The 22,490-nt window shown below is 70.7% G+C and carries 20 protein-coding genes; 16 read left to right on the forward strand and 4 right to left on the reverse strand.

Annotated elements, in window-relative coordinates:
• The first annotated feature begins 182 nt into the window (after positions 1 to 182).
• From queC to ABTZ99_RS23800, 5 genes are all read left to right on the forward strand, one after another.
• On the forward strand, positions 183 to 884 hold the full coding sequence (gene queC, locus ABTZ99_RS23780) for a 7-cyano-7-deazaguanine synthase QueC (RefSeq protein WP_499614016.1): 702 nt from the start codon (positions 183 to 185) through the stop codon (positions 882 to 884).
• Positions 881 to 1,516 (forward strand): 7-carboxy-7-deazaguanine synthase, encoded by a 636-nt coding sequence (gene queE, locus ABTZ99_RS23785; RefSeq protein ID WP_499614019.1) that lies wholly within the window; start codon positions 881 to 883, stop codon positions 1,514 to 1,516. Before queC ends, queE begins: the two co-directional genes overlap by 4 nt.
• Entirely contained in the window at positions 1,516 to 1,872 is a 357-nt protein-coding gene (gene queD, locus ABTZ99_RS23790) for a 6-carboxytetrahydropterin synthase QueD (protein ID WP_499614022.1), read from the forward strand. Before queE ends, queD begins: the two co-directional genes overlap by 1 nt.
• Before the next feature lies 1 nt (position 1,873).
• Complete coding sequence (locus ABTZ99_RS23795) at positions 1,874 to 2,641, forward strand: GTP cyclohydrolase I FolE2 (protein ID WP_499614024.1); 768 nt, start codon at positions 1,874 to 1,876, stop codon at positions 2,639 to 2,641.
• 88 nt (positions 2,642 to 2,729) lie between these two features.
• A complete protein-coding gene (locus ABTZ99_RS23800; protein WP_499614027.1) occupies positions 2,730 to 3,254 on the forward strand; it encodes a VUT family protein in 525 nt (174 codons plus the stop codon).
• A 145-nt stretch (positions 3,255 to 3,399) separates the two neighbouring features.
• Here the strand turns inward: ABTZ99_RS23800 and ABTZ99_RS23805 are convergent, their stop codons facing one another.
• Together ABTZ99_RS23805 and ABTZ99_RS23810 are read right to left on the reverse strand one after the other, a co-directional pair.
• Positions 3,400 to 4,143, reverse strand: a complete 744-nt coding sequence (locus tag ABTZ99_RS23805; protein ID WP_499614029.1) for a hypothetical protein — start codon at positions 4,141 to 4,143, stop codon at positions 3,400 to 3,402.
• A gap of 234 nt (positions 4,144 to 4,377) precedes the next feature.
• A complete protein-coding gene (locus tag ABTZ99_RS23810) occupies positions 4,378 to 4,824 on the reverse strand; it encodes a hypothetical protein (protein WP_499614032.1) in 447 nt (148 codons plus the stop codon).
• Positions 4,825 to 5,041: 217 nt separating this feature from the next.
• On the opposite strand from ABTZ99_RS23810, the gene ABTZ99_RS23815 reads away from it, so the two are divergent.
• From ABTZ99_RS23815 to ABTZ99_RS23840, 6 genes are all read left to right on the forward strand, one after another.
• Positions 5,042 to 6,010, forward strand: a complete 969-nt coding sequence (locus ABTZ99_RS23815) for a hypothetical protein (RefSeq protein WP_499614034.1) — start codon at positions 5,042 to 5,044, stop codon at positions 6,008 to 6,010.
• 127 nt (positions 6,011 to 6,137) lie between these two features.
• A complete protein-coding gene (locus tag ABTZ99_RS23820; protein WP_499614036.1) occupies positions 6,138 to 6,524 on the forward strand; it encodes a hypothetical protein in 387 nt (128 codons plus the stop codon).
• 205 nt (positions 6,525 to 6,729) lie between these two features.
• Complete coding sequence (locus ABTZ99_RS23825) at positions 6,730 to 7,320, forward strand: TIR domain-containing protein (protein ID WP_499614039.1); 591 nt, start codon at positions 6,730 to 6,732, stop codon at positions 7,318 to 7,320.
• Positions 7,320 to 8,933, forward strand: coding sequence for a tyrosine-protein kinase family protein (locus tag ABTZ99_RS23830; protein ID WP_499614042.1), 1,614 nt, complete (start codon positions 7,320 to 7,322; stop codon positions 8,931 to 8,933). The genes ABTZ99_RS23825 and ABTZ99_RS23830 overlap by 1 nt, the downstream gene beginning before the upstream one ends.
• Before the next feature lie 11 nt (positions 8,934 to 8,944).
• On the forward strand, positions 8,945 to 9,553 hold the full coding sequence (locus ABTZ99_RS23835; RefSeq protein ID WP_499614045.1) for a hypothetical protein: 609 nt from the start codon (positions 8,945 to 8,947) through the stop codon (positions 9,551 to 9,553).
• Positions 9,550 to 12,624: an ATP-binding protein gene (locus ABTZ99_RS23840; RefSeq protein ID WP_499614048.1), complete on the forward strand. Its 3,075-nt coding sequence runs from the start codon at positions 9,550 to 9,552 to the stop codon at positions 12,622 to 12,624. The genes ABTZ99_RS23835 and ABTZ99_RS23840 overlap by 4 nt, the downstream gene beginning before the upstream one ends.
• A gap of 63 nt (positions 12,625 to 12,687) precedes the next feature.
• On the opposite strand, the gene ABTZ99_RS23845 is transcribed toward ABTZ99_RS23840, so the two are convergent.
• Entirely contained in the window at positions 12,688 to 13,584 is an 897-nt protein-coding gene (locus ABTZ99_RS23845; RefSeq protein ID WP_499614051.1) for a hypothetical protein, read from the reverse strand.
• Between the two features lie 247 nt (positions 13,585 to 13,831).
• On the opposite strand from ABTZ99_RS23845, the gene ABTZ99_RS23850 reads away from it, so the two are divergent.
• Together ABTZ99_RS23850 and ABTZ99_RS23855 are read left to right on the forward strand one after the other, a co-directional pair.
• Positions 13,832 to 14,005, forward strand: a complete 174-nt coding sequence (locus tag ABTZ99_RS23850; protein ID WP_499614053.1) for a hypothetical protein — start codon at positions 13,832 to 13,834, stop codon at positions 14,003 to 14,005.
• A 113-nt stretch (positions 14,006 to 14,118) separates the two neighbouring features.
• Entirely contained in the window at positions 14,119 to 15,330 is a 1,212-nt protein-coding gene (locus tag ABTZ99_RS23855) for a helix-turn-helix domain-containing protein (protein WP_498785495.1), read from the forward strand.
• A 48-nt stretch (positions 15,331 to 15,378) separates the two neighbouring features.
• On the opposite strand, the gene ABTZ99_RS23860 is transcribed toward ABTZ99_RS23855, so the two are convergent.
• Positions 15,379 to 18,321: an AfsR/SARP family transcriptional regulator gene (locus ABTZ99_RS23860; protein WP_499614056.1), complete on the reverse strand. Its 2,943-nt coding sequence runs from the start codon at positions 18,319 to 18,321 to the stop codon at positions 15,379 to 15,381.
• Positions 18,322 to 18,471: 150 nt separating this feature from the next.
• Here ABTZ99_RS23860 and ABTZ99_RS23865 point away from each other — a divergent pair, with 150 nt between their 5' ends.
• The 3 genes from ABTZ99_RS23865 to ABTZ99_RS23875 all read left to right on the forward strand — a co-directional run.
• Positions 18,472 to 19,053: a vWA domain-containing protein gene (locus tag ABTZ99_RS23865; protein WP_498785491.1), complete on the forward strand. Its 582-nt coding sequence runs from the start codon at positions 18,472 to 18,474 to the stop codon at positions 19,051 to 19,053.
• Between the two features lie 86 nt (positions 19,054 to 19,139).
• Entirely contained in the window at positions 19,140 to 20,054 is a 915-nt protein-coding gene (locus ABTZ99_RS23870) for a hypothetical protein (RefSeq protein WP_498785489.1), read from the forward strand.
• A 138-nt stretch (positions 20,055 to 20,192) separates the two neighbouring features.
• Positions 20,193 to 22,490 (forward strand): RCC1 domain-containing protein (locus ABTZ99_RS23875; protein WP_499614060.1); only part of this gene is annotated, 2,298 nt, incomplete at its 3' end.

The following is a 22,490-nucleotide window of genomic DNA, read 5'->3' on the forward strand; positions in this document are numbered from 1 at the left end:
CACACGAAGAGCCGGAGGCGGGACGAGCATCTTACGGTCCGTGCAGGTCACTACCACGGATAGTTTTCTCACGCCTCGCCGGCTCCCTTGGACCCTAACTCGCTTCCGATGCGGTTTACTCTACAGCCTAGTTAACAAGATATGATCTTGACCCGCTGTCCACCAATTGAAGGGTGACGTCGATGGAACGACCGGCGATCGTACTGCTCAGCGGCGGTCTCGACTCGACGACGGTACTGGCCATAGCTAAGGACCAGGGGTTCATCCCGTACGCCCTCAGCTTCCGGTACGGGCAGCGCCACGTCGTCGAGTTGGAGGCGGCTCGACGAGTCGCACAAGCGCTCGGGACCGCCGGACACAAGACCATCGACATCGACCTCCGAGCCTTCGGCGGCTCAGCGCTCACGGCGGACATCTCGGTGCCCAAGCACGACAACCTCGACGAGGTCGACGCGAGCAGCATCCCGGTGACCTACGTGCCGGCGCGCAACACGATCTTCCTGTCTTTCGCGCTCGCCTACGCCGAGGTGGTCGGCGCCACGGACATCTTCACCGGCGTGACCGCTGTCGACTACAGCGGTTACCCGGACTGCCGGCCGGAGTACATGGCGGCGTACGAGACGATGGCCAACCTCGCCACCCGGGCCGGCGTCGAAGGGGAAACCCCGCTTCGCCTCCACTCGCCGCTCATCGAGATGTCCAAGGCCGACATCATCCGCGAGGGCCTCCGCCTCGGAGTCGACTACTCGATCACCTCGAGCTGTTACGACCCCGACGAACAGGCACGGGCATGTGGTCGGTGTGACACCTGTCTGCTGCGGCTCAAGGGCTTCTCCGAGGCAGGGGTCACCGATCCCGTGACGTACCGAAACGTGGACGCATGACCTACCTGATCAAGGAAATCTTCTACACCCTTCAGGGTGAGGGCAGCCACGCCGGTCGGCCGGCCGTGTTCTGCCGCTTCTCCCGGTGCAACCTCTGGACCGGCCTCGAGAAAGACCGCTACCGGGCGATCTGCAAGTTCTGCGACACGGACTTCGTCGGCACCGACGGCACGGGGGGCGGGCGATTCGCCACGCCGGACGAGCTCGCTGACGCGGTCGAGGCGGCATGGCCTTCGGAGGCCAAGAACAATCGCTTCGTGGTGTGCACAGGGGGTGAACCACTGCTGCAGTTGGACGCGGCGGCTGTCGCTGCCCTCCACCACCGAGGGTTCGAGGTCGCGGTGGAGACGAACGGCACCCGCGTCCCCCCTGCAGGAGTGGATTGGCTCTGCGTCAGCCCGAAGATCGGGGCCGACCTCGTAGTGACATCGGGTGACGAGTTGAAGTTGGTCTACCCCCAGGCGGGTGGTGATCCTGCCCAGTTCGAACACCTGGACTTCCGCTCGTTCCGGCTCCAACCCCTCGACGACCAAGACCGAGAGAGCCACACCGAGGCAGCGGTGGAGTACTGCATGAAGAACCCGCGTTGGTCGCTGTCCCTGCAAACGCACAAGTACCTGGGAATCCGCTGATGGAGATCTTCCGAGAGTTCACCTTCGAGGCCGCTCACCGGCTTCCCGAGGTGCCGGAGGGGCACAAGTGCGCCCGCCTCCACGGCCACTCCTACCGCGTGACGGTGCACGTGGAGGGACCCGTCGACCCGAGCGCCGGTTGGATCATGGACTTCGGTGACCTGAAAGCGGCGTTCAAGCCCCTCGAGGAACAACTCGATCACCACTACCTCAACGAGGTCGAAGGGCTGGAGAACCCCACGAGCGAAAACCTGGCCGTGTGGATCTGGGACCGCCTGGTACCGCGGTTGCCCGAGGTGTCCGCTGTGACGGTCCGGGAGACCTGCACTTCCGGGTGCACTTATCGAGGACGGTGACGTGCACGACATCCAGGCAGAAGTGGACTCTCGAGGCATCGAGGTCGACCAGGTCGGCATCGCCGGATTGCGGTATCCGGTGGTGTTCGACGACGGCGTCACGAACCAGCGGAGCATCGCCGAGGTTTCGGTCACCGTCCAACTCCAGGCGGACCGCCGCGGCACTCACATGAGTCGGATGGTCGCCCTCGTCCACGAACGCTTGCAGGCGTTCGACCCCCGAGACATGGCCCAGGTGCTGAAAAGCGGTGCGGCCGAACTCGACGCCCCGGGCATTTCGGTGGTCATCGGCATGCCGATCTCGGAAGTGACATCCGCGCCGACGAGCGGGTTGGAGTCCGTGTCCGTCCACGACGTGGAGGTGACCGGCACCTGGCAGGACGGCACCTGCCGCGTGACCACGGCAGTGACGTCCGAGGTCACGAGTCTGTGCCCCTGCTCGAAGAGCATCTCCGACTACGGTGCGCACAACCAGCGCAGCAAGGTCACGCTGTCGGTCACGGGAAGCGGGGACCACCTGTACCCCCTGTCGGCGCTGGACGCGGTCGAGATCATCCGCGACAGCGGGTCGGCTCCGGTGGTGCCACTGGTCAAGCGCGTCGATGAGCGCACGCTCACGATGCAGGCCTACGACCACCCCGTTTTCGTCGAGGACATGGCGCGTGACATCTCGCTCGTGTGCCGCGCCCGGGGGCTTGCCCACGAGGTGAGGGTGCGCAACCTCGAAAGCATCCACAGTCACGACGCGGTGGCTCTGATCACCGGGTGACGGCATACCCTCAAGCCCACGCATGGCTGGGTCGAATGCAAAGCGGTCCCGAAGCCGCCCGGTCAGCCCGCTCCGAAAGAAGGATTCCGTGAAGAAGATCACTCCGGGCGGGGTGATTCTGCTCGTCGCATACATCGCCACCATCCCCTTGGCGAACCTCGTCGTGACCCACTTCGGCGCTGTCCCGGTCGGGTTCGGTTTCCTCGCCCCAGCAGCCGTCTACTTCGCCGGCTTGGCCCTGGTCCTGCGGGACCTGGCACGTGAGAGCGTTGGTCGCAGAGCGGTCCTAGGCGCCATCGTGGTGGGGACCGTTCTGTCCTACCTCTTGGCCGATCCGGCGCTCGCGACCGCGTCGGCCGTAGCGTTCGTCGTGGCGGAACTCCTGGACTTCGCGGTGTACGAACCGCTGCGGAAGCGCGGACTCGTCGTCGCCGTGGTCGGCTCGAACATCGTCGGCCTGCTGGCGGACAGCTTGATCTTCCTCAAGATGGCCTTCGGTTCCTTCGAATTCCTGCCTGGGCAGATCATCGGCAAGGCGTGGATGACCGTTGCCGCTGTGGCCGTCTTGGCGTTGCTCGGCCGCAGCAAGACCTTGGTTCACAGCAGCGATTGACCAGTCTGGCGGCGTGGCGCCTCCACCGGTCGGACGAGTGCCTGATGTTCTACCGAGGTCTCATCCTTCGGTAGCCCTGCCGATGCACGTGGTGAGTTCGTCGGCTTCCTCGCCGAGCGGACCGAGCACGAGCTGGCCTGTGGGGTCAGGGTTGGGTCGGTGGGAGGGTGCGCAGGGTGGTTCCGGTTCGGTGGGAGAGGTTGATTTCCAGGATGGCCAGGGTGATTACGGCGAGCGGTGAGCCGAAGGTGAAGAGCAGGGCCAGTGGGCCGGGGATGCGGGGTTCGAGGTTGCCGGCGGCGAGCAGGTAGGTGTGGTAGCCGAGGATGCCGAGGCTGTAGACGATCGAGCACACGGCGGGCAGGAGAGGGTGGCCGTCGGCGGCGTTGAACCAGTAGCGGTAGCTCCAGTAGGCGGTCCAGAGGATTGCCGGCATGACGTACAGCAGCAGCGCCAGGATGATGGCGAGGGTGACGATGGTGGTCATCGCGCTGCCCGGAGTGGATTTGTAGTTGCCCAGGACGAAGTCGAACGCGAGGCCGGCGGCCAAGCACGCCAGCAGGGTGAGCGCGGGGCGGCGCATGGCCCGCACGAGGCGCGGTCGGTCGGGTGCGGCGGTGGTGATGAGCAGGATGACGATGCCGATCACCAGGGCCGGCATGGCCATCGCGGCGTTGACCATCACGTTGCCCAGTGAGCCCATGACGGCGTCGTAGCCGGTCTGCTCGTAGGCGATCAGGACCGCGAAGGTGATCACGAGACCGCCCACCGTCCGAGCCTGTTCCAGGCGCGTGATCCGAGGATCGCCCGTGCCGTACCGGAAGTGCGGGGTCAGCAACTCCTTGATGTGCCGTAACAGGAAGGCGACTGACGCCAGGTATGCGTGCACCGTGGCCTCTTTCTGTCGATGCCGGCCGTGTGCGGGACGGCTCTTCGTGAACGGGTGGCCGGGCCTGCCGCCGACCGTGGGCCGATCGTGCGGCAGGACCCGGCCTGTCTCCGGCGTGGATCACGCCTGAACGCGCTGGAACGGCAGGCACCCTAGTGCGTCACTGATGCACAGCGTCAACTACGGCGACGTGCCCCGGCGGTGGTCAGGTCGGACGTGGTGGGCTCGTCCCGGTCAGCGCCGAGGGCTTGCTTCCGGGCCGGACCAGGGCACGTAGCGGGCGGTCCTGGTCGACGAGGGGGTGATCATGGTTTGGCCGGGTTCGGCGAAGTGGCCCAGTCGGACGTGGGTCACCGACAGCCCGCCGCCCACGCCGCGGACTTGTTTGAAGCCTTGGGCGCTGACGTTCTGCGACGAGGCCATCGTGGTGGTGCCGCCGTGCCACTTGCCGTCGCTGCGGCGGGTCGAGAGGAACACCCGCACGGTGGTGCCCAGCGGCATCCGACTGGCGTCGAGGTACACGTAGTGGTGGGCGTGCACATATCCGCCGCACCGGTAGAGCTCGGATTTCACGTGCAGGTAATAGGTGTACTTGCCGACTATGTTGGCGTCACGTTCGGTTTCGGCCACGGCGATCGGGGTCCCGCCGCACCTGTCGGCGGACGCGTCGGCGGGACTCACCCCCAGGATCGTGAGCGCTGTGGCCGCTATCGCGGTCAGGGCCGCCGTTCGCAACCGGGTGACACGTCGGACTCGCATCCGTCCTCAACTCCTCCTGAGTCGCTTCCACGGGCCGTGCGTGACCAGTCGACACGGCATCGGGCCTGGTCGGAAACGACTCACACGCGACTCGCGCCCCTGAGGACCCCTCACGTGCCCGCGGGAGCACAATGGCGGAGTGACCGGCGACGGCGACCACGCGGAGCAGGAATTCTGGGACGAGTTCGACCGCGCGTTCCGGCGTGCGGGCAGTCCGTCCTTCAAGCGCATCTCGAAAGACGCGCTGGAGAAGTACGACGTCGAGGTCTCCGAATCCAGTGTCAGGGAATGGGTCAGCAATCGGCGGCTGCCCAGGGCGCCTGACAAGCTCCTGGTGGTGATGCGTGTGCTCGGCGCGGAACGCCAATGCGACTGGGTGGGCCTGCTCGACCGCGCGAATACCGCCAGGCGGTTATCCGGTCGGTCTGCGAGTGCGATGCCGGACGTGGACGGGGACGCGCAGGCGGAGACCGGCGCATTGCGGCAAGAGACGACGGGTACTGCGGCGACGACGAGTGCGGCCGCGGCAGGGTCGGTGCTGTCCCGTGGCAGGCGTATCGGTGGATGGCTCACGGGCGGTGCGGCGGTCGCCGCGGTGATCACGTTGGTGGTCGTTTTCGCCTTGTCCGGGGAACAGGGCGGGTCGACCACCGCCGGCACCGGGTCGGGTGCCGAGCGTGGTGCGAGCACCGGGCCGACGAAGAACGCGGAGGACGGTGTGCCGTGCCGTCCGCCCGCTTCGTCCAGCTTCCTCGCGCCGTCCGCCTCGGCATCCCCGCGACCCACGGCCTATGCCCCCGGCGGCGCGGGCCGTGCGGAACTGGTCGTGGACCAACGCCAAGTCGTGCTGACCGACGACCTCGGCGACGGCTGCTCGGTCATCCTCACCGTCCGCGCCGACGGGGCCGAGGCCGGGACCTGGCCCAACTCCGCGGGTCGGACCGGGAAGATCAAGGACGGAAGGCCGATACCGCCCAAGACGATCGACCTGCCCTGGCTGGACACCGCGCGGCGGGTCGACTTCCGGGTCTGCGTAGGCGAGGTGGTCGATCGCAAGCCCGTCTTCCGGGAGGACGACTGCGGTCCCTGGGTCACTCAGAACCTGTAGCCGGACTCCTCGGCGCTCGGGCGGGATCGAACGACGTGGGGTGGCCGTGGGATGCGGCAATACGAGGACGCGCGAGAGGTGTGCGGGTTAACGTGCGGCTGTGATCTTTCTTCGGGTCGTTCGCGCCTTGCTCGTCTTTCTCGGCATCGGCACCGCGGCGTTGGGAATCATCCTGATCGCGGTCGACGCCCGGGTCACGGGTGGTCCGATCACGGCGTCGTGGAGCTGCAAGCCCGAGGGCAGCGGGACGTCCGGGCGCATGACCTGCAGGACCGATTCGGCCACGTACAGCGGGCCGGGCGGGCTGGTCGACACCCTCAGCTACCTCGGGCTCACGATCGGCGGTGTCGCGTTGATCGGGGCGGCCGTCGCGATCGGGCAGTTCGACCGGACCCGGATCACGGCCGCGCCCGCTTCGGGTCCGATGGGTCCGCCGTCCGGCCCGCCGCTGCCCCCGCCGCCCGGGCACGGTCCGCAGGCAGTGCCGGGACGTGGGCAGACCGGCGCCTGGTGACGGCTCGGGGTAAGTGCTGAGCAGGTCCCTTGTCGCCGGACGCCGGCAGTGTGGTGAGCGACAAGGGCTTGTTGGGATGACGTCCGGTACGGGGTTCGTCCTCGACGCCGCGGTCCCGTGATTGTCCACTTTTTGGCCTGTACGGCCCTGACTGCCCACTTTTTTGTCTGTTTTTCGGGCTCGGCTGCTGCATATCATCTGCCGCGTGTCCGGCTACAAGTTCGATTTCTTCATCAGCTACGCCCGTCGTGGAACCGTCCAGCAGTGGCTGTTGAACCACTTCCTCCGAAAGCTGTCGGATTGTCTGGCCGACCAGTTCGCGCCGACGCCGAGGATCTACGTCGACCGGGAAATGCCGCGTGCGGTGCACTGGCCGTCCGATCTGCGGCACGCCCTGCGGCACAGCAAGATCATGATCCAGTTGCTGAACCCGCAGTACTTCGCCTCACCGTGGTGCCTGGCCGAGTGGCACAACATGTTGGAGAGGGAGCGGATGCTGGGCCTGGCCAGCCTGGAGAAACCTCAAGGGCTGATCTACCCCATTCTCTACTCGGACTCGGACAACTTCCCGCCCGAGGGTAAGCACCGAGGTTGGGTAAGTTTCAAGGAATTCGCGTATCCCGACCCGGCGTACCAGCAGACCATCGAATTCGTGCGGTTCCACCACGAGGTGAACAAGCTGGCTGAGGACCTCGTGGCGCTGGTCCAGCAGGTGCCCCCCTGGCAACCCGACTGGCCGGACGTGGACCCACCCGACCCCGTGCTCGCCCCGACACCTCCTCTGCCGAGGTTCTGATGGCCACAGGGACCGTCATCACCTTCTACTCCTACAAGGGCGGCGTCGGGCGGAGCTTCACGCTGGCCAACATCGCCGTGCTGCTGGCCCGGTGGGGCTACCGCGTGCTCGCCGTCGACTGGGACCTCGAAGCACCCGGCCTGCACCACTACTTCAAGCCGGTGATGGCCCAGCAACCCGAGGGCGGCGTCATCGACCTCGCCCACGACTTCCTCGCCGGAGCGGAGGGCCCGCGACCGCACGCCGTGCGGCTCGACGTCGAAGGCAGCACGCTCGCGCTGCTGGCCGCGGGCCGTGACGACGACTCGTACACGGACCGGATGCAGCGCATCGACTGGGAAGAGCTCTACCGGCGGGGGTTCGCTGAGTTCCTGGAGCGCTGTCGGGCGGAGTGGACCGAGGACTACGACTTCGTGCTGATCGACAGCCGGACCGGCGTCTCGGACATCGCGGGCATCTGCACGGCGCACCTGCCCGACCGGCTGGCTGTTCTGTTCACCGCCAACGAGCAGAACCTCAAGGACATCGTGGACGTCGTGCGCCGCGCCGACAGCGCGCGCGACCGCATGCCCTACGACCGGCCCCGGCACCTCGTCCTCCCGATCCTGTCCCGGCTGGACGAGTCGGTGGAGTACGAGCGGGCCGAGCTGTGGCGGCGCAAGTGCGCCGAAGTCGTCGGGCCCTTGTTCCGCAACTGGCTGGTCAAGAACGTGGCGGAAGACCAGATGTTGCGGCACCTCACGTTGCCGTACATCCCGTTCTGGAGCTTCGGCGAGCAGTTGTCGGTGCTGCAGGAGCGCCCGCCGGCGGCGGGGCAGGTCTCGTTCGCGCTGGAGACGGTGGCGGCGGTGATCGCGCAGCAGTTCGACCGCACCGATGTCCTCGCCGACAACCGGGACGCGTACGTGGCGTCGGCGCGCGACCGGCGCCAGGACTTCAACCTGGACTTGTTGGTGTCCAGCCCGCGGTCGGCGTTGCACGTCGCGGACCGGTTGGTGGAGGAGTTGCGCGGCTTCGGCGTGCGGGTCGAGCGGTCGTCGTCCGGTGATCTGGAGATCCTGGACAAGACCAGCGAGCTGGCCGAGCACCTGTGCCTGGTGGTGGACCAGGGGTTGAGCCGGTGGCAGGTCACCGAGGTGGAGCGGTTCCTGCGGCACACCATCGGCCCGGACGGTGGTCAGCGGCGGCTGTTCTGCGTGCTGACCGACGGCACCGACCCCCGCAACCTGCCCGGCTTCCTGCGCAACCTGCGTCACCTCCAGTTCGGGCCGGGCGTGGCGCGGGACCTCCACGACATGATCACCGGCACGTCCGCCGGCGACCTCGACCCGGACCGCGACGCCCTGCGGAACGCGGCGGCCGCGCTGCGCGCCGTGCCGGACCGGCTGCCGTCCGTCGGCCGGTTGTCGCTGGTCGAGGAGACCGTGCACGGCATGGCGACCGCGCTCGACAACGGCGACTTGGCGGCGTTGCGGGACTTCTCGGTCGACCTCGGCGTGCTGTCCAAGTCGCACGCGGACGACGGCCGGTTCATCGCCTCCCAAGGCCTGCTGACCGACATCAACACCCTCCTGGACCGGATCGACCGCCGGATCGACACGTCCACCGACTGAAAGGCGAAGCCATGCCCGAGAAGTTCGGGAACGACGAACGAGCAGCGCTCATCGTGCTCATGCTGGAGAGCCGGGACGTGCCCAACGTGGAGCTCGACCGGGAACTCAAGGTGAGGCTGGGCAAGGACGGCCGCGAGAGGTTGAACGACATCGGCCTCCTCCAGTCGTGGAAGGAGAAGAACCGGATCTGGCACCGGATCACCGACGAGGGGATCTCCTGGTGCATGGACGACTTGGCCTCGGGCGAGCCGCCGTCCAAGTCGGGTCCGCTGTCGCGGGCGCACTTCTCGGTGTTGCGGCGCTTCATCCGCTACCACCAGCGGCGGAACACCCTGGCGGAGGTGATCCGCTCCGGTGCGGACCTGGAGTCGGTGATCCGCGCCGCCTACCTGGCGCTGTCGGTCAAGCCACAGGACTGGGTGCGGTTGGCGAAGTTGCGCCCCAAGCTCAACGGCGCGGACAAGGACGAGGTCGACGCGGTCCTGCTGGAGATGGTGAAGACCGGCACGGTGCACCTGGCCCCGGACTCCAACCGCAAGGTGCTGACCGACGCCGACCACGCGGCCGCGGTCCGGGTCGCCGGCGAGGACAACCACCTGGTGGCGATCGAGGAATCATGACCGAGCAACAGCGCAAGGCACTGGCCGCTCTCCGCTTCAACTCCGCCGAGACGCCCGACGACGTCTGGGAAACGTCGCCGTCGCACGTGGACGGCCTGCACGCCAGGGCGGAGACGCGGATCCTGGCCGGTATCGCAGATGCGAGGGCCAGCACCGGCCCCAGTCCCATCGGCCTCGTGCTCCAAGGGCGCAAGGGGGTCGGCAAGACCCACCTGCTCGGCTCGGTGCGCCGCATGGTGCAGCGCGAAGGAGGCTACTTCTTCCTGGTCGAGCTGACCACGGGTCAGGAGTTCTGGAACGACGTCGCCGAGGCGATGCGCAGCGAGCTGCGCCGGAGCACGGATGACGGTGAACTGCAGCTCACGGTGCTGCTGCGGCAGCTGTGCCAGGCAGCGAAGGTGCCGGCGGCGGTGGCGGCGGCGGTCAGGGGCGAGACGACGCTGACCCCGCAGGACCTGACTGCCTTCCTCGTCCACCTGCGCGGGGTGAACGCCCGGATCGCGGTCGAGTGCGCGGACACCATCCGGGCACTCGCGCTTTACGCGTCCGAGCACGCCGACATCGGCTTGGCCTACCTGCAAGGCGTGGTGGAGGCGGGCGGCGAGTGGGGTTTGCCACCCCGGTCGAAGCCGGCGCAGACCCTGGTGCGGGACATCTCGCGGGTCCTGGCGCTGACCGGCCCGTGCGTGATCGCCGTCGACCAACTGGACACCCTGGTCAACCTCGATCAGGGAGTGATCGGCGAGAAGGTGAAGAACCCGGAGCTGAAGGGGGAACTCGCTCTCATCGCCGACGGGTTGATGAAGCTCCGGGAGAAGACCAGGCGGACGCTGTCGATAGTGGCGTGCCTGCCCAACACCTGGAAGATGCTGCACGACATCGCGAGCGACACGGTCACCGACCGGTTCACCGAGATTCCGTTCCTCGGCTCGATCGTGGACCCGGTGATCGGTCGGGCGCTGGTGGAGAAGTGGCTCGGGGTGGTCTACCGGCGCATCGAGTTCACCCCGCCGCACCCGACCTGGCCGGTGTCCCCGGACGCGTTCGGGGTGCGATGGGCGGTCACCCTGACCCCTCGCGTGCTGCTCAAGCGCATCCACGCGCACGCCGAGGCGTGCCTGCACGGCGAAGTCCGGGAGCTGACGTCCTTCGACGAGAAGCCTGACGAGCCGCGTCCCCGGGAGGAGGTCGGGCTGGAGCCGGAGCACTTCGAGGAGTTCGACACCCGGTTCGAGCGGTTGCGGGAGAAGGCGGAGGTTTCGGTAGGTGAGTTGAAGCAGCACAACGAGGACGACGTGATGCCGGCGTTGTTGCTGGCCGGGCTCAAGTCGTGGATCAACGAGGTCGGCAACGACGACATGGTGTGGCAGGCCGAGCAACTCCACGGTGGCAGCGACCTGCACGCCCGGTTGCTCCGCACGCTGGACGAGGACCTGGACACGGACGAGCGCTGGGGGTTCCGCCTCATCGCCAGCGCGCACGGCCGGTCCGTGCTGAACCGGATGCGGAAGGTTCGGGATGCGGCGCGCGTCGGCGCCCAGAACCGGCACCTGGTGCTGCTCCGCAACGGGCCTGACGGGTGGAAGGGGGCGAAGACGCGGACCGAGCTCGCCGAGGTGGAGCAGGCCGGTGGTCGGTGGGTCGAGATCTCCGACGACGACCTGCGCACGTTCAGCGCGCTCAAGGAGATGCTGGCCGCGCAGACGCACCAGTTGCTGGCGTGGCTGGTGGCGCGCAAGCCCGCCAGCCGGACGACGTTCCTGCGGGAGGTCCTGCCCGGGTCGGACCGGTCCGCGGCAGGGCACCAGGAGACGCGGCCCCCGCCGGCGCGGGCGCAGCCGCCGTCGCCGACGGAGATCGTGCTCGGCGTGGACGGTGAGGTTCGGATCGAGCTGGAGTCGTTGCGCAAGCACGCCATCGTGTTCGCGGGGTCGGGTAGCGGCAAGACCGTGTTGTTGCGGCGGATCGTCGAGGAGTGCGCCCTGCGGGGGGTGTCGGCGATCGTGCTCGACCCCAACAACGACCTGGCACGGCTGGGTGACGCGTGGCCGGAGGCGCCCGGTGACTGGTTGCCGGGTGACGCGGACACCGCCGCCGAGTACCTCGCGAACACCGAGGTGGTGGTGTGGACGCCGGGACGCGCCGGTGGCCGGCCGTTGAGCTTCCACCCGCTGCCGGACTTCACCGAGGTGCGCGGGGACGTCGACGAGTTCGCGGCCTCGATCGAGGCGGCGCTGGCCCGCCTCGTGCCGCACGCCAAGGTCGGCGGCGACTCGAAGTCCGCCGCCCGCAGCCGGGCGGTGCTGAAGGAGGCGCTGACGCACTACGCCCGCACGGACGGGCGGGACCTGTCGGCGTTCATCGACGTGCTGGACGACCTGCCGGAAGGGGTGAGCAAGCTCAGCACCGGCCGCGCGACGGCGGCGGACCTGGCGGAGACGCTGCGGGCCGCGATGGTCAACGACCCGTTGCTCGGCGGTGCGGGCGAACCGACGGACCCGGCGGTGCTGCTCACCCCGACGCCGGGCAAGCGGGCGCGGATCTCGGTGATCAGCTTCATCGGGTTGCCGTCGGAGGAGCAGCGGCAGGGGTTCGTCAGCCAGCTCCAGCTGGAGGTGTTCGCCTGGATGAAGCGCAACCCGGCGGTGGACCGGCCGCTCGGCGGCCTGGTCGTGATGGACGAGGCGCAGACCATCGCGCCGTCCGTCGGGCAGGCGGCGAGCACGCGGACCACGATCCTGCTGGCCTCGCAGGCCCGCAAGTACGGGTTGGGCCTGCTGCTCGCCACCCAGGCGCCGAAGGGCGTGCACAACCAGGTGGTCGGCAACGCGACGACGCAGTTCTTCGGCAGGCTGCAGAGCCCGGCGCAGATCGCCGCGGCGAACGACATGGCCAGGGCCAAGGGCAGTTCGGTCGGCGACATCTCGCGCTTGGAACGCGGTCAGTTCTACGCCACGGGCGAGACGTTCGGGTTCCGCCGGATGCGGGCGCCGCTGTGCCTGAGCCACCACCCGTCGAGCCCGCTGCGGTTGGAAGAGGTGCTCGACCGGGCGCGGGACGACCAGGGCTGACCCCGGGTACGACGAGACGCGCTCCCCGCCCGTGACGGGTGGGGAGCGCGTCCGGTCGCACGGTCAGCCGACGGTGGCGGCGAGCACCGCGTCGATCCGCTGCCAGAGCGCGGTGAACAGCTCCTCCCGCCGGTAGGCGCGGGCCGTGCCGCTGCCGCCGAGCACCGAGAAGTCGTGCACCTCCAGCACGGCCGCGCCCACGCCGGTGTCGTAGACCGGACGCGCCCAGCCGTTGGTGAGGGCGGCGGCGCCGTCCTGCTTGCCGACCACGAAGTTCACCGTCTCGTCGCCGCCGATCCCGCCGCGCTGGATGTCGAGCGCGTACACGGTGTCGCCCGCCCGTTCGACGCGCACGGCGATCCGCGTCTCGCCGACGTGCGCGGTGCCGACGAACCCGCGCCGCTCCAGCCTCGGCAGCGCCGCGGCGAACTGTGCGCCCAGGTACCGCAGCGTCGCGTCCTGCTCGGTGTAGCGGCTGAAGGTGGCGGGGACGACCGGCTCCGCCGGCTCCTCCTGCACCGGGGCGACGGCCTTGACCCTGGTGACCACCTCGGTGACCGGCGCGCGTTCCCGACCGACCGCCTCCGCCGTCTCGATCCGGGCGACCAACGCCTCGGTGAGCTGGTCCGGGGCCGTGCCGCGCACGTAGGCGACGTGCGGGTGCAGCAGGTCCGGCGGCACGGGCACGCCGCCGAGCAGCACCGGCAGCACGTGCTCGTCACCGGCCTTGACCGCGCGCAGCGCGGCCGTGGTGAAGTCGTCGACCTCCGAGACGAACGGGACGAAGAACCGCACCCGCGCGTCCGGCAGGTCGCCGCCCTCCTTGTGCGCCCACCACTCGTGGGTCTGCTCGGGCCCGTGCAGCACGGTCAGCCCGCGCTGCTTGAACGCTTCGACCACCTCCTCGACCGCGGAGCGCTCCTCCTCGGCGAACGACACGGCGACGTCGTACTCGCTCACGACCGAACCTCCCTGTTCACGCCGGCGTGGTGGCCGGCCGTCCTGATCTGCCGGCACAGCATCGGCACCGCCTGTCGACCGGAAGTGGACGAGGAGTGGATGCGCCGCCGTTGCCCGTTGCCCGGCCGCCGGGAAACGGGCAACACCTGGTCACCCCCACTGCGTCGGTGAATCATTGTCGGTGAGGGCGGAAGACTTCGGATAAACGCCCGGATCGCATTCACCGAATTCTCGTGGAGGATTTGCCATGTCCAAGAACGTGTCCTTTTTCGTGACCAAGGCCGGTGTGGCGCTGGCCGGTCTGTGCGCCGTCGTCGCCGTGTTCGCGTCGGGCAGCGGCGCCTCGGCCTCGTCGTTCGACGAGTGCCCGCCGCCCACCACGGTCACCGTCGGCCCCGACGGCAACCCGTGGCACGGCTGACCGGACCGCAAATGTGCGCCCGGCTGTTCGCGGGTATTTCGCGGACGGCCGGGCGATTGCGCCGGGCCAGGAGCAGTGGTGTACTCGGGATCAAGCCGGATCAGGAGGCTCGGGTGAGCGGATCATTTGGTGAATTACTGCGTGAATCCCGTGAGGCCGCGGGGCTGTCGATAGGGCAGTTGGCCAAGCGCGTGCACTACAGCAAGGGTTATCTCAGCAAGATCGAGAACGACCTGAAGCCGCCGCACGAGACGATCGCGCGGCTGTGCGACGGCGTGCTGGACGCGGGCGGCGCGCTCATCGAGGCGGCCCGCTCGGCGCGTGAGCGGCTCGCCGACGCCGGGCTCGCGCTCGACCGCCGCCACGTGCTGGTCGCGGGCACGGGCACGGTGCTCGGGATGGCGCTCAGGGGCGGGCCCCGACCGGTGCCGGACGAACGCGTGGTCGTCGGGATGCGGACCTCGTTCGAGCACCTGCGCTCCCTCGGCATGCAGACGAGCCCGGTGGTGATCCTCGAACCGCTGGTCGCCCTGGTGCGCACGGTGCACGCGCTCGCGCACGAGAACCCCCAGCCGATCAGGACGCGGCTGCTGCTGCTCGCCGCGCGGATCGCCGAGTACACGGGCTGGATGAACCAGGAAGCGGGCGACGAGCAGGGCGCGCTGTCGTGGACGCGGCACGCGTCGGAACTGGCGCGGGCGGGCGGCGACCGGGAGATCGTGAGCTACGCGCTCGTCCGGGAGGCCGGGCTCGCGCTCTACCGGCAGGACGCGACGAGCACCATCGACCTGGCCCGCCAGGCGCAACGCGTGGACCAGGCGAGCCTGCGGACCCTCGGCCTGGCCTCCCGGCGGGAAGCGCAGGGGCACGCCCTGGCGGGCGACAAGGGCTCCTTCGACCGGGCGCTGGACCGTGCCGCCCACCTGCTCGGCGCGTCCACCTCCGAGACCCGCGACTACCCCGTGCTCGGCTCGACCGCGCCCGACCCGGCGGAACTGGCCAGGGGGTGGTCGTTGTGCGACCTCGGGCGGACGGTCGAGTCGGCCGCCGTGCTGGACCGGGAGCTGGCCGGGTTGCCGCCCGCCGCCCGCCGCTCACGGGCCCGGTTCGGCGCCCGCCGCTCGCTCGCCCACGCGCTCGCGGGCGAGATCGACCAGAGCTGCGTGACGCTGACCGGCACGCTGGACGACGCGGCGCAGGTCGACTCGGCGACCGTGCGGACGGACCTGCGGGAACTGGCCAGGACCCTCGCCCGCTGGCGCAACCACGGCGCGGTCAAAGAGGTCTACCCCGAGCTGCGGCGCGTGTTGCAGCAGCGGTACTGACCGGTGCGCCCGGCGGGTCCCCGCGACCCGCCGGGCACGGTCACGAGATCAGCGGCACGCACAGGTCAGGGCCTCGTGCTCCGCCCTGACCTCGGCCGCTTCGGGTTGGTCGAGCGCGACGAACCCGGCCTCGGCCGCGTCCCAGTGCCCGGCGGCGGTGGTGTGCTGCCCCAGCGCGTGCAACGCCCGCGCGACGCCGCGGTGGGCGTGCGCCTCGTGGCCGCGGTGACCGGTGCCGGCCGCCAGGTCCAGCGCCGCCTTGTAGGAGCGCAACGCCTCCGACCGGTCACCGCCGTCCCAGGCGGTCGCGGCGCGGTCGAGGAAGAGGCGCGTGCGCAGGTCGGCGTCGGACACCCCGGCCGCCTTCTCCCTGGCCCGGTCCTGGTACCGCGCGGCCTCGGCCGGCCGGCCCTGCGACCGGTGGACGTTGCCGGTGTAGTTCAGCGCGTAGGCCGCCAGGCAGTCGTCGCCGAGCCGCTCGGCCAGGCCGTACGCCTCCAGATGGGACTGCAACGCCTCGTCCGCCAGGCCGAGCCGCTGCTGCACCGAGCCGAGGTTGTTCAACGCGTGCGCCAGTCCGTGCACGTGGTCGACCTCGCGCAGCATCGGCACCGCGGCCAGGTGCCGGCCCAACGCGCGGTCGAGGTCGCCGCGCTCCTCGTCGCACGTGCCGAGCATGCTCAACGCGTGCGCCTGCCCGCGCACGTCACCGCACCGCTCGTACTTCTGCAGCGCGGCCTCGAAGTGCTCGATCGCGTCGTCGTGCCTGCCGAGTTCCATCAGGGGGATGCCGATCGCGCACAACGTGACCGCCTCGCCGAGCACCTCGCCGAGCCACCGCCACTCCGCCAACGCACGAGTGGCCAGGTCGAGCGCTTCCTCGAGCCGCCCGAGCCGGTCGTAGGCGGTGGCCAGCCGGAGCTGCACGTGCGCCCGGCCGTAGTGCTCGTCGGGCTCGGCGGACACGACCCCGTGCGCCAGTTCCATCGTCGCGACCCAGTCCTCGAACCGGTTCGTGGTGTTGAAGTGGCGCCAGATCAGCACCGCCAGCCGCCACGCGTGGCCGGGCAGGTCGTGATCGGCGGCGTAGCGGATGGCGGCTACCAGGTTGTCCAGCTCGGCGGCGATCCACGCGGTCGCGTCGGCCTTGTCCCCGAACGCCGGCACGACCCGGCTGGTGCGGTGCACGCCGGGCAGTTGCGCCCGGTCGAACGGGTTGGCGGCGCCGACCGCGCCCGCCAGACCGACCAGGTAGAAGTCGAGCAGCCGCAGGAGGGCGTCCGCGTGCTCGGTCGGCGTGGTCGGCGGCGGCTCCGCCGCGGCGAACTCCTTGAGCGGGTCGAGCATCCGGTACCGCTCCGGCGCGACCTCTTCCACCAGGCAGACCTCGTGCAGGTCGTCGAGCACCGCGCGGACGCCGGCGACCTCGCGGCCCGCGAGCGCCGCCGCACCCGTCACGTCGAGGTCCGGTCCCGGCAGGTGGCCGAGCAGCCGGAACAGCTCCCGCTGCGGCGAGCCGAGCTGCAGGTACGACACGCGCACCGCGGCGCCGTCCGCGCCGTCGCCGTCCGCGGGCCACGGGCCGCTCTCCTCCAACTGCCGCAACAGGTGCTCCAACGGCCAACCGTCGTGCCGGCGGAACAGCGCCGCGGCCACCCGGATGTGCACCGGCATGTAACCGCACCGCTTGACCACACCAGCCACTTCGGCCGACCGCCCGCGCAGGCGAAGCGGGCCGGTCAGCGTGCGGAACAGCGCGAACGCGTCCTCGGGCGGCAGCTCCAGCAGCCGCAGGTGCGCGCCGGTGTCCGGCTCGCCGACCCGCCTGCTGGTCACGATCGCGAAGCAGCCCGCCTCCTCGGGCAGCAGCGACCGCACCTGTTCCGGTGAGTGCGCGTTGTCCAGCACCACCAACGTCCGCGTGCCGTACAGCTCCGTCTGGTACAGCGTGAACTTCCGGTTCACCGACGCCGGGATCAGCTCGGGCGGCACGCCCAGCTCGCCCAGGAGCTGGTCCAGAGCGTCCGACACCGTCGTCGGGGACACGTTCGGCGTGTAGCCGTTGAGCCGCACCAGCAGCTGCCCGTCCGGGAACCGGTGCCGCAGCCGGTGCGCCGCCTCCACCGCCAAGCCGGTCTTGCCCACGCCCGGCGCGCCGCTCACCCAGACCGCGCGCCGCTCGCCCGGTGTCGCGGCCACCGCCTCGACCGACTCCAGTTCCGCGTCACGTCCGGTGAACCCGCCCTCCCGCGACGGCAGCGAGCTGGTCGGCTCGCCGCGTTCGGCGCGGGCGGCGAGCTTGCGCAGCTGCGGCCCCGGCTCCCAGCCCTGCTCGGCCAGCGCGGCCTCGGCGGCGTGGAAGACCCGGCCCGCCTCCGTCCGGTCGCCGTTCGCGATCAACGCCCGCATGAGCAGCCCGGCGTGCTTCTGCCGGGCCGGGTCGGTGCGCACCACCGGCCGCAGCCGGTCCCGCGCCGACCGGTGGTCGCCCGCGTCCAGCTCCAGCTCGGCCAGGTCGCCGACCGCGTCGTAGTAGCTGTCGTCCGGTGACATCAGCTCGGTGCCGCCGACCCGGTCGTGGTCGATGTCCTCCAGGAACCGGCCCCGCCACAGGTCGACGGCGGCGCGTAACAGCGCGATCGCCCGGCGCGGGTCGTCGGCGCGCGCTGCCTCCGCCTCCGTGCGCAACCGGTCGAACCGAAGGGTGTCGAGCTGGTCGTCGTCGACCCGCAGCAGGTAGCCGGTCGGCGTGGTCTCGATCAACGCGTCCTTGCCCTGGAACGCCTTGCGCAGCTTGTTGATGTAGCCGCGCACGAGGTTGCGGCGGTCGAGGTTGCCGCCCCACACGATCTCGGTCAACTTCTCGGTGGACACCGGCCTGTTCGCGTGCAGCAGGAGCACCACGAGCACGAACCGCTGCTGCTGGTCGCCCAACGGCAGCCGAGCACTCCCGTGCCACGCCTCCAACGGACCGAGCATCCGAAATTCCACGCTGCCTCCTGCGTTCGCGAGCCGATGTCTACGACGGATGTCGCACGAGTGGCCGAATGTGTGTCGGAATCCGCCTTGGGTCCACCGCCGGTAGACAAACACCCGCCACGCTCCGGCCTGTCCGCAAAAGGTGTGGGATGGAGGAGCCGCATGGGATCCGATGTGCTGCCGTGCTACGTGGTGTGCGACGTGTCGCTCTCGATGACCGACCACCTCGACGAGGTGAACGCCGGCCTGCGCGAGTTCCGCGGCGCCGTGCACGCCGACCCGGCGGCCGCCGCGCGGATCAGGGTCTGCGTGGTCGGGTTCGCGGCCGCGTCCACCGTGCTGCAACCGCTGCGACCGGCGGCGGAGCTCACCGGGCTGAGCGCGGCGAGACCTCGGACGGGATCCAACTTCGGCCCCGCGTTCGCCCTGCTGCGCGAGACGATCGCGCACGACGTCCGCACCTTGAAGGCGCGCCACGCCCGGGTGCACCGCCCGGTCGTCTTCTTCACCTCCGACGGACGGCCGACCGACCCGGCGACCTGGCCCGCGGCGTTCGCCGCGCTGGCGGACCCCGCTTGGCCGCCGCGCCCGACCGTGATCGCCTTCGGCCTGGGCGCGGTCGACCGCGGCACGCTCGACCGCATCGGCACGTTCCGCGTCTTCCTCGGCCAGGACGGCATCCGCCTCGGCACCGCGCTGTCGGTGTCGGTGACCGGGACGGCGCGGCGGCCCGACCGCGTCTAGGCCATCCACGATGTGTCCACGTCCGGTCCACTGGCCGGCCGCACGCTGCACGGCGGAACGCGGTGGAGATCGACGGGGGTGAGGCGATGAACGCGTACGCGGACCTGGTCCGGGAGCTGAAGTCGCTCCGCAAGGGTCGCGGCGTGCTGGCGGGCAGGATCGGGGACCGGGTGGGACCGACCCTGCGCGCGACCTGCGGGGTGACCGAGGGGGACGCGCCGGGCGCGATCCGCCGGAAGGTGTCCGACCGGCTCTCCGAGCTGGCCGGGCGGCTGCCGGCGGACCTGCGCCTGGCCACGCTGGCGGCGTTCGCCATCGACGCCGAGGCCCGGCTGCCCCTCTACCAGGACCGGGTGTACTGGGCGGCGGTCAGGATGGACCGCGACCCGCGCACGGTCCGCCGCCGGGTCGACGAGGCCATCAGCCACCTGGCCGAACTGGCCGCCGACGCGCCGCGTCCCCGGCGGGACGCCCCGACGGGCGGTTGGCGCACCGCCGAGCTGCACGCCGTGCTGACCCTGGACCGGCCGCGCCCCGAGGTGATCGAGAGGCACCGGGTCGTCGCCGACCGGGACGGCCTGCGCGAGCTGGCGCTGACGCCCCCGTTGCCGCTGGACCGGCCCGACCTCGACGTGCGGGTGCTGTACGGCGGCACGCTGGTCGAGCGCTCCACCCTGGCCCTGCCGGCGCGGGTGGACGGTGGCGACTCGCACGACTTCGCGATCCGCTTGCGCCCGCCGACCGCGCACGCGCTGCGGTCGTACTTCCTGTACGTCCCGCAGCACCCGGTGGACCTGCTCGACCTGAGGGTCCGCTTCGGCGGCGCACCGACCCCGCCCCGCGTGCGGGTGCTGGACGGCGCTCACCGGCACGACGGCGCGGACCCGGCCGACGAGGGCCACCGACACCCGGTGGACCGGGCCGGCGAGATCCACCTGAGGTTCCGCCACCTCACCCCGGGCTTGGCCTACGGAGTGCGTTGGGAGGCGTCGGGCGAGTAGAACGGCCGCGCGGGCACGGCCGACTCGGCGAGGTGGAGCCGTCCGGTCTGCCAGGGGCTTCGGCTCGGACGCGGGCGAGTTCGCGCCCGCTCGGGGGTTAGGCTCCGCCGCGAGATCGGGTGATGAGGGGAAACGGGTATGGCGAGACGCGTCGTGGTGTCGTTGGCGGCGCTCCTGCTGTCGGTGGTGGTGGTTCCACCGGCCGTTGCCGAGGCTGATCCGGTGGCGTCCGCCTACACCCCGGTGACGCCCGTGCGCGTGTTGGACACCCGCACGGGTGGCGGGATCGTCGGCGCGGGGCAGAGCGTGGTGCTCGACCTGTCCTCGCGGACACCGGCCGACGCCACGGCCGTGGTGCTGAACGTGACCGCGACCGAGCCGACCTCGAACACGTACGTGACGGTGTGGCCCGCGGACGGCACGCGCCCCACCGCGTCCAACCTCAACCTCGTCCCCGGTGAGACCCGCCCCAACCTGGTCACGGTGAAGTTGGGCCCGACCCGTCGGGTGAACCTGTTCAACGCCGCCGGCACGGTGCACCTGCTGGCCGACCTGTCCGGCTACTACGCCACGAACGCCGGCTCGCGGTACCAGCCGTTGCCGGCCGCGCGGGTGCTGGACACCCGCGCCGGCACCGGCGTCGGCACGCCGAACGCGGACGGCTCGCTCCCGTTGGACCTCACCGGCGTCATCCCGGCCGAGGCGAGCGCCGTGACGTTCAACCTGACCGCCACCAACGTCACCGCCGACACCTACGTCACCGCGTGGCCGCACGGCGAGCCGCGGCCCACCGCGTCGAACCTCAACCTCGTGCCGGGCGACACGCGGGCCAACCTGGTGACCGTCGCGCTGGGGGACGACCGGACCGTGGACCTCTACACGCGGCAGGGCACGGTCGACCTGATCGCCGACCTCGCCGGGTTCTACGTGCCGGGAGAGGGCCTCGGGTTCTACCCGGTGGACCCGGTCCGGGTCGGTGACACGCGTTCCTCGGCGCCGGCCCGGCCGGACGACCCGAAGTCCCTGTGGCTCGGCTGGACCGGGTCCGTCCCCGACGACGCGACCGCGGTCCTGCTCAACGTGACGGCGACCGAGGCGTCCACGGCCACCTACGTCAGCGCGGGTCCGGGGGGTGCCGGCCCCGCCAGGTCGTCGACGCTCAACGTCACGCCCGCCGCCACGGTGCCGAACCTGGCGGCCGTGATGTTGGGCATGACCGGCGTGGTCGTGCTGCGGCCGGGCGCCGGCAGCGTGCACCTGGTCGTCGACATGGCCGGGTACTTCGCCCCCGTGCCGACCACCTGCGCGAGCGGTTGCGTGTACGCATGGGGCCAGAACAACGACGGGATGCTCGGCTCGGGCGGTGGCACGGGCTCCAACGCCTACTACGGCGACAACACCCCTCGGCTGGTGTCCGGCCTGGACGGTGTGCGCGCCGTCGCGGGCCGCTACGCGCTGCGGGCGGACGGCACGGTATGGGCCTGGGGCGCGAACGACTTCGGCGCACTCGGCGCCGGCTGGCACGTGGACGGCGGGTTCGCGCCGGTGCCGGTCCGGGTCAGGGGGCTGACCGACGTCACCGCGATCGCGTCGGCGTGGAGCACCGGCTACGCCTTGCGCGCCGACGGCACCGTCTGGGGCTGGGGCATGAACTACTCCGACGAGCTCGGACCCGGCACGTCACCCGAGCGCCTCAGCGACGTGCCGGTCCGCATCGAGGGCGTCGACGACGTGGTCGCCATCGCCGCGTCCAGCGGCACCGCGTACGCGGTGCGGTCGGACCGCACGGTGTGGTCCTGGGGGTCCAACTCCTCCGGTGAACTCGGCGTCGGCACGACGGGCGCCGGCTCGTCGACGCCGGTCCGGGTGGTCGGTCTGACCGACGTCACCGAGTTCGTCGCCGGCGGCGACACCCGGTACGCGTTGCGCGCGGACGGGACCGTGTGGACCTGGGGAGGCAACGCGGAGGGGCAGCTCGGCAACGGCACGTCGTCCGGGCAGACCGGCACCCCGACCCCGGTGCCGGGACTGGGCGGCGTCGTGTCGGTGGCGGCGTCGAGCCGGACCGGCTACGCCGTGCGGACCGACCGGACGGTCATCGCCTGGGGTGCGCACACCCACGGCGAGGCCGGTGTCGGTGGTGCGGGGCGGGACGTCAGGAAGCCGACGCCGGTCGTCGGCCTGACCCGGGTCGCGGAGGTCGTCGGCGCGGGCGGCAACGGGTACGCGGTGCTGGACGACGGCAGCGTGTGGGGCTGGGGCGTGAACGTCTGGTACCAGCTGGGTGACCGGGACGGCGGCACCGTCTTCACGCCGCAGCGCATCCCGGGCCTCCCGCCGGGGGGCGCCGCCGCCGCGCCGCGCGCCAGGCCCGCCGCCAACGCCCCGCCGGTCCGCCACGCCGGGAAAAGCCCCCGGCCCCCCCCCCCCCCAAGC

The organism is Actinosynnema sp. NPDC002837 (assembly GCF_040295345.1).
In the GTDB taxonomy this organism is placed as follows: Bacteria; Actinomycetota; Actinomycetes; order Mycobacteriales; family Pseudonocardiaceae; genus Actinosynnema.

What these genes read in the sequence shown, in the direction of transcription:
- queC (WP_499614016.1), top strand. Translation starts at nt 183, where the DNA reads ATGGAACGACCGGCGATCGTACTGCTCAGCGGCGGTCTCGACTCGACG.
- queE (WP_499614019.1), top strand. Translation starts at nt 881, where the DNA reads ATGACCTACCTGATCAAGGAAATCTTCTACACCCTTCAGGGTGAGGGC.
- queD (WP_499614022.1), top strand. Translation starts at nt 1,516, where the DNA reads ATGGAGATCTTCCGAGAGTTCACCTTCGAGGCCGCTCACCGGCTTCCC.
- ABTZ99_RS23830 (WP_499614042.1), top strand. Translation starts at nt 7,320, where the DNA reads ATGGCCACAGGGACCGTCATCACCTTCTACTCCTACAAGGGCGGCGTC.
- ABTZ99_RS23835 (WP_499614045.1), top strand. Translation starts at nt 8,945, where the DNA reads ATGCCCGAGAAGTTCGGGAACGACGAACGAGCAGCGCTCATCGTGCTC.
- ABTZ99_RS23840 (WP_499614048.1), top strand. Translation starts at nt 9,550, where the DNA reads ATGACCGAGCAACAGCGCAAGGCACTGGCCGCTCTCCGCTTCAACTCC.
- ABTZ99_RS23850 (WP_499614053.1), top strand. Translation starts at nt 13,832, where the DNA reads ATGTCCAAGAACGTGTCCTTTTTCGTGACCAAGGCCGGTGTGGCGCTG.
- ABTZ99_RS23865 (WP_498785491.1), top strand. Translation starts at nt 18,472, where the DNA reads ATGGGATCCGATGTGCTGCCGTGCTACGTGGTGTGCGACGTGTCGCTC.
- ABTZ99_RS23870 (WP_498785489.1), top strand. Translation starts at nt 19,140, where the DNA reads ATGAACGCGTACGCGGACCTGGTCCGGGAGCTGAAGTCGCTCCGCAAG.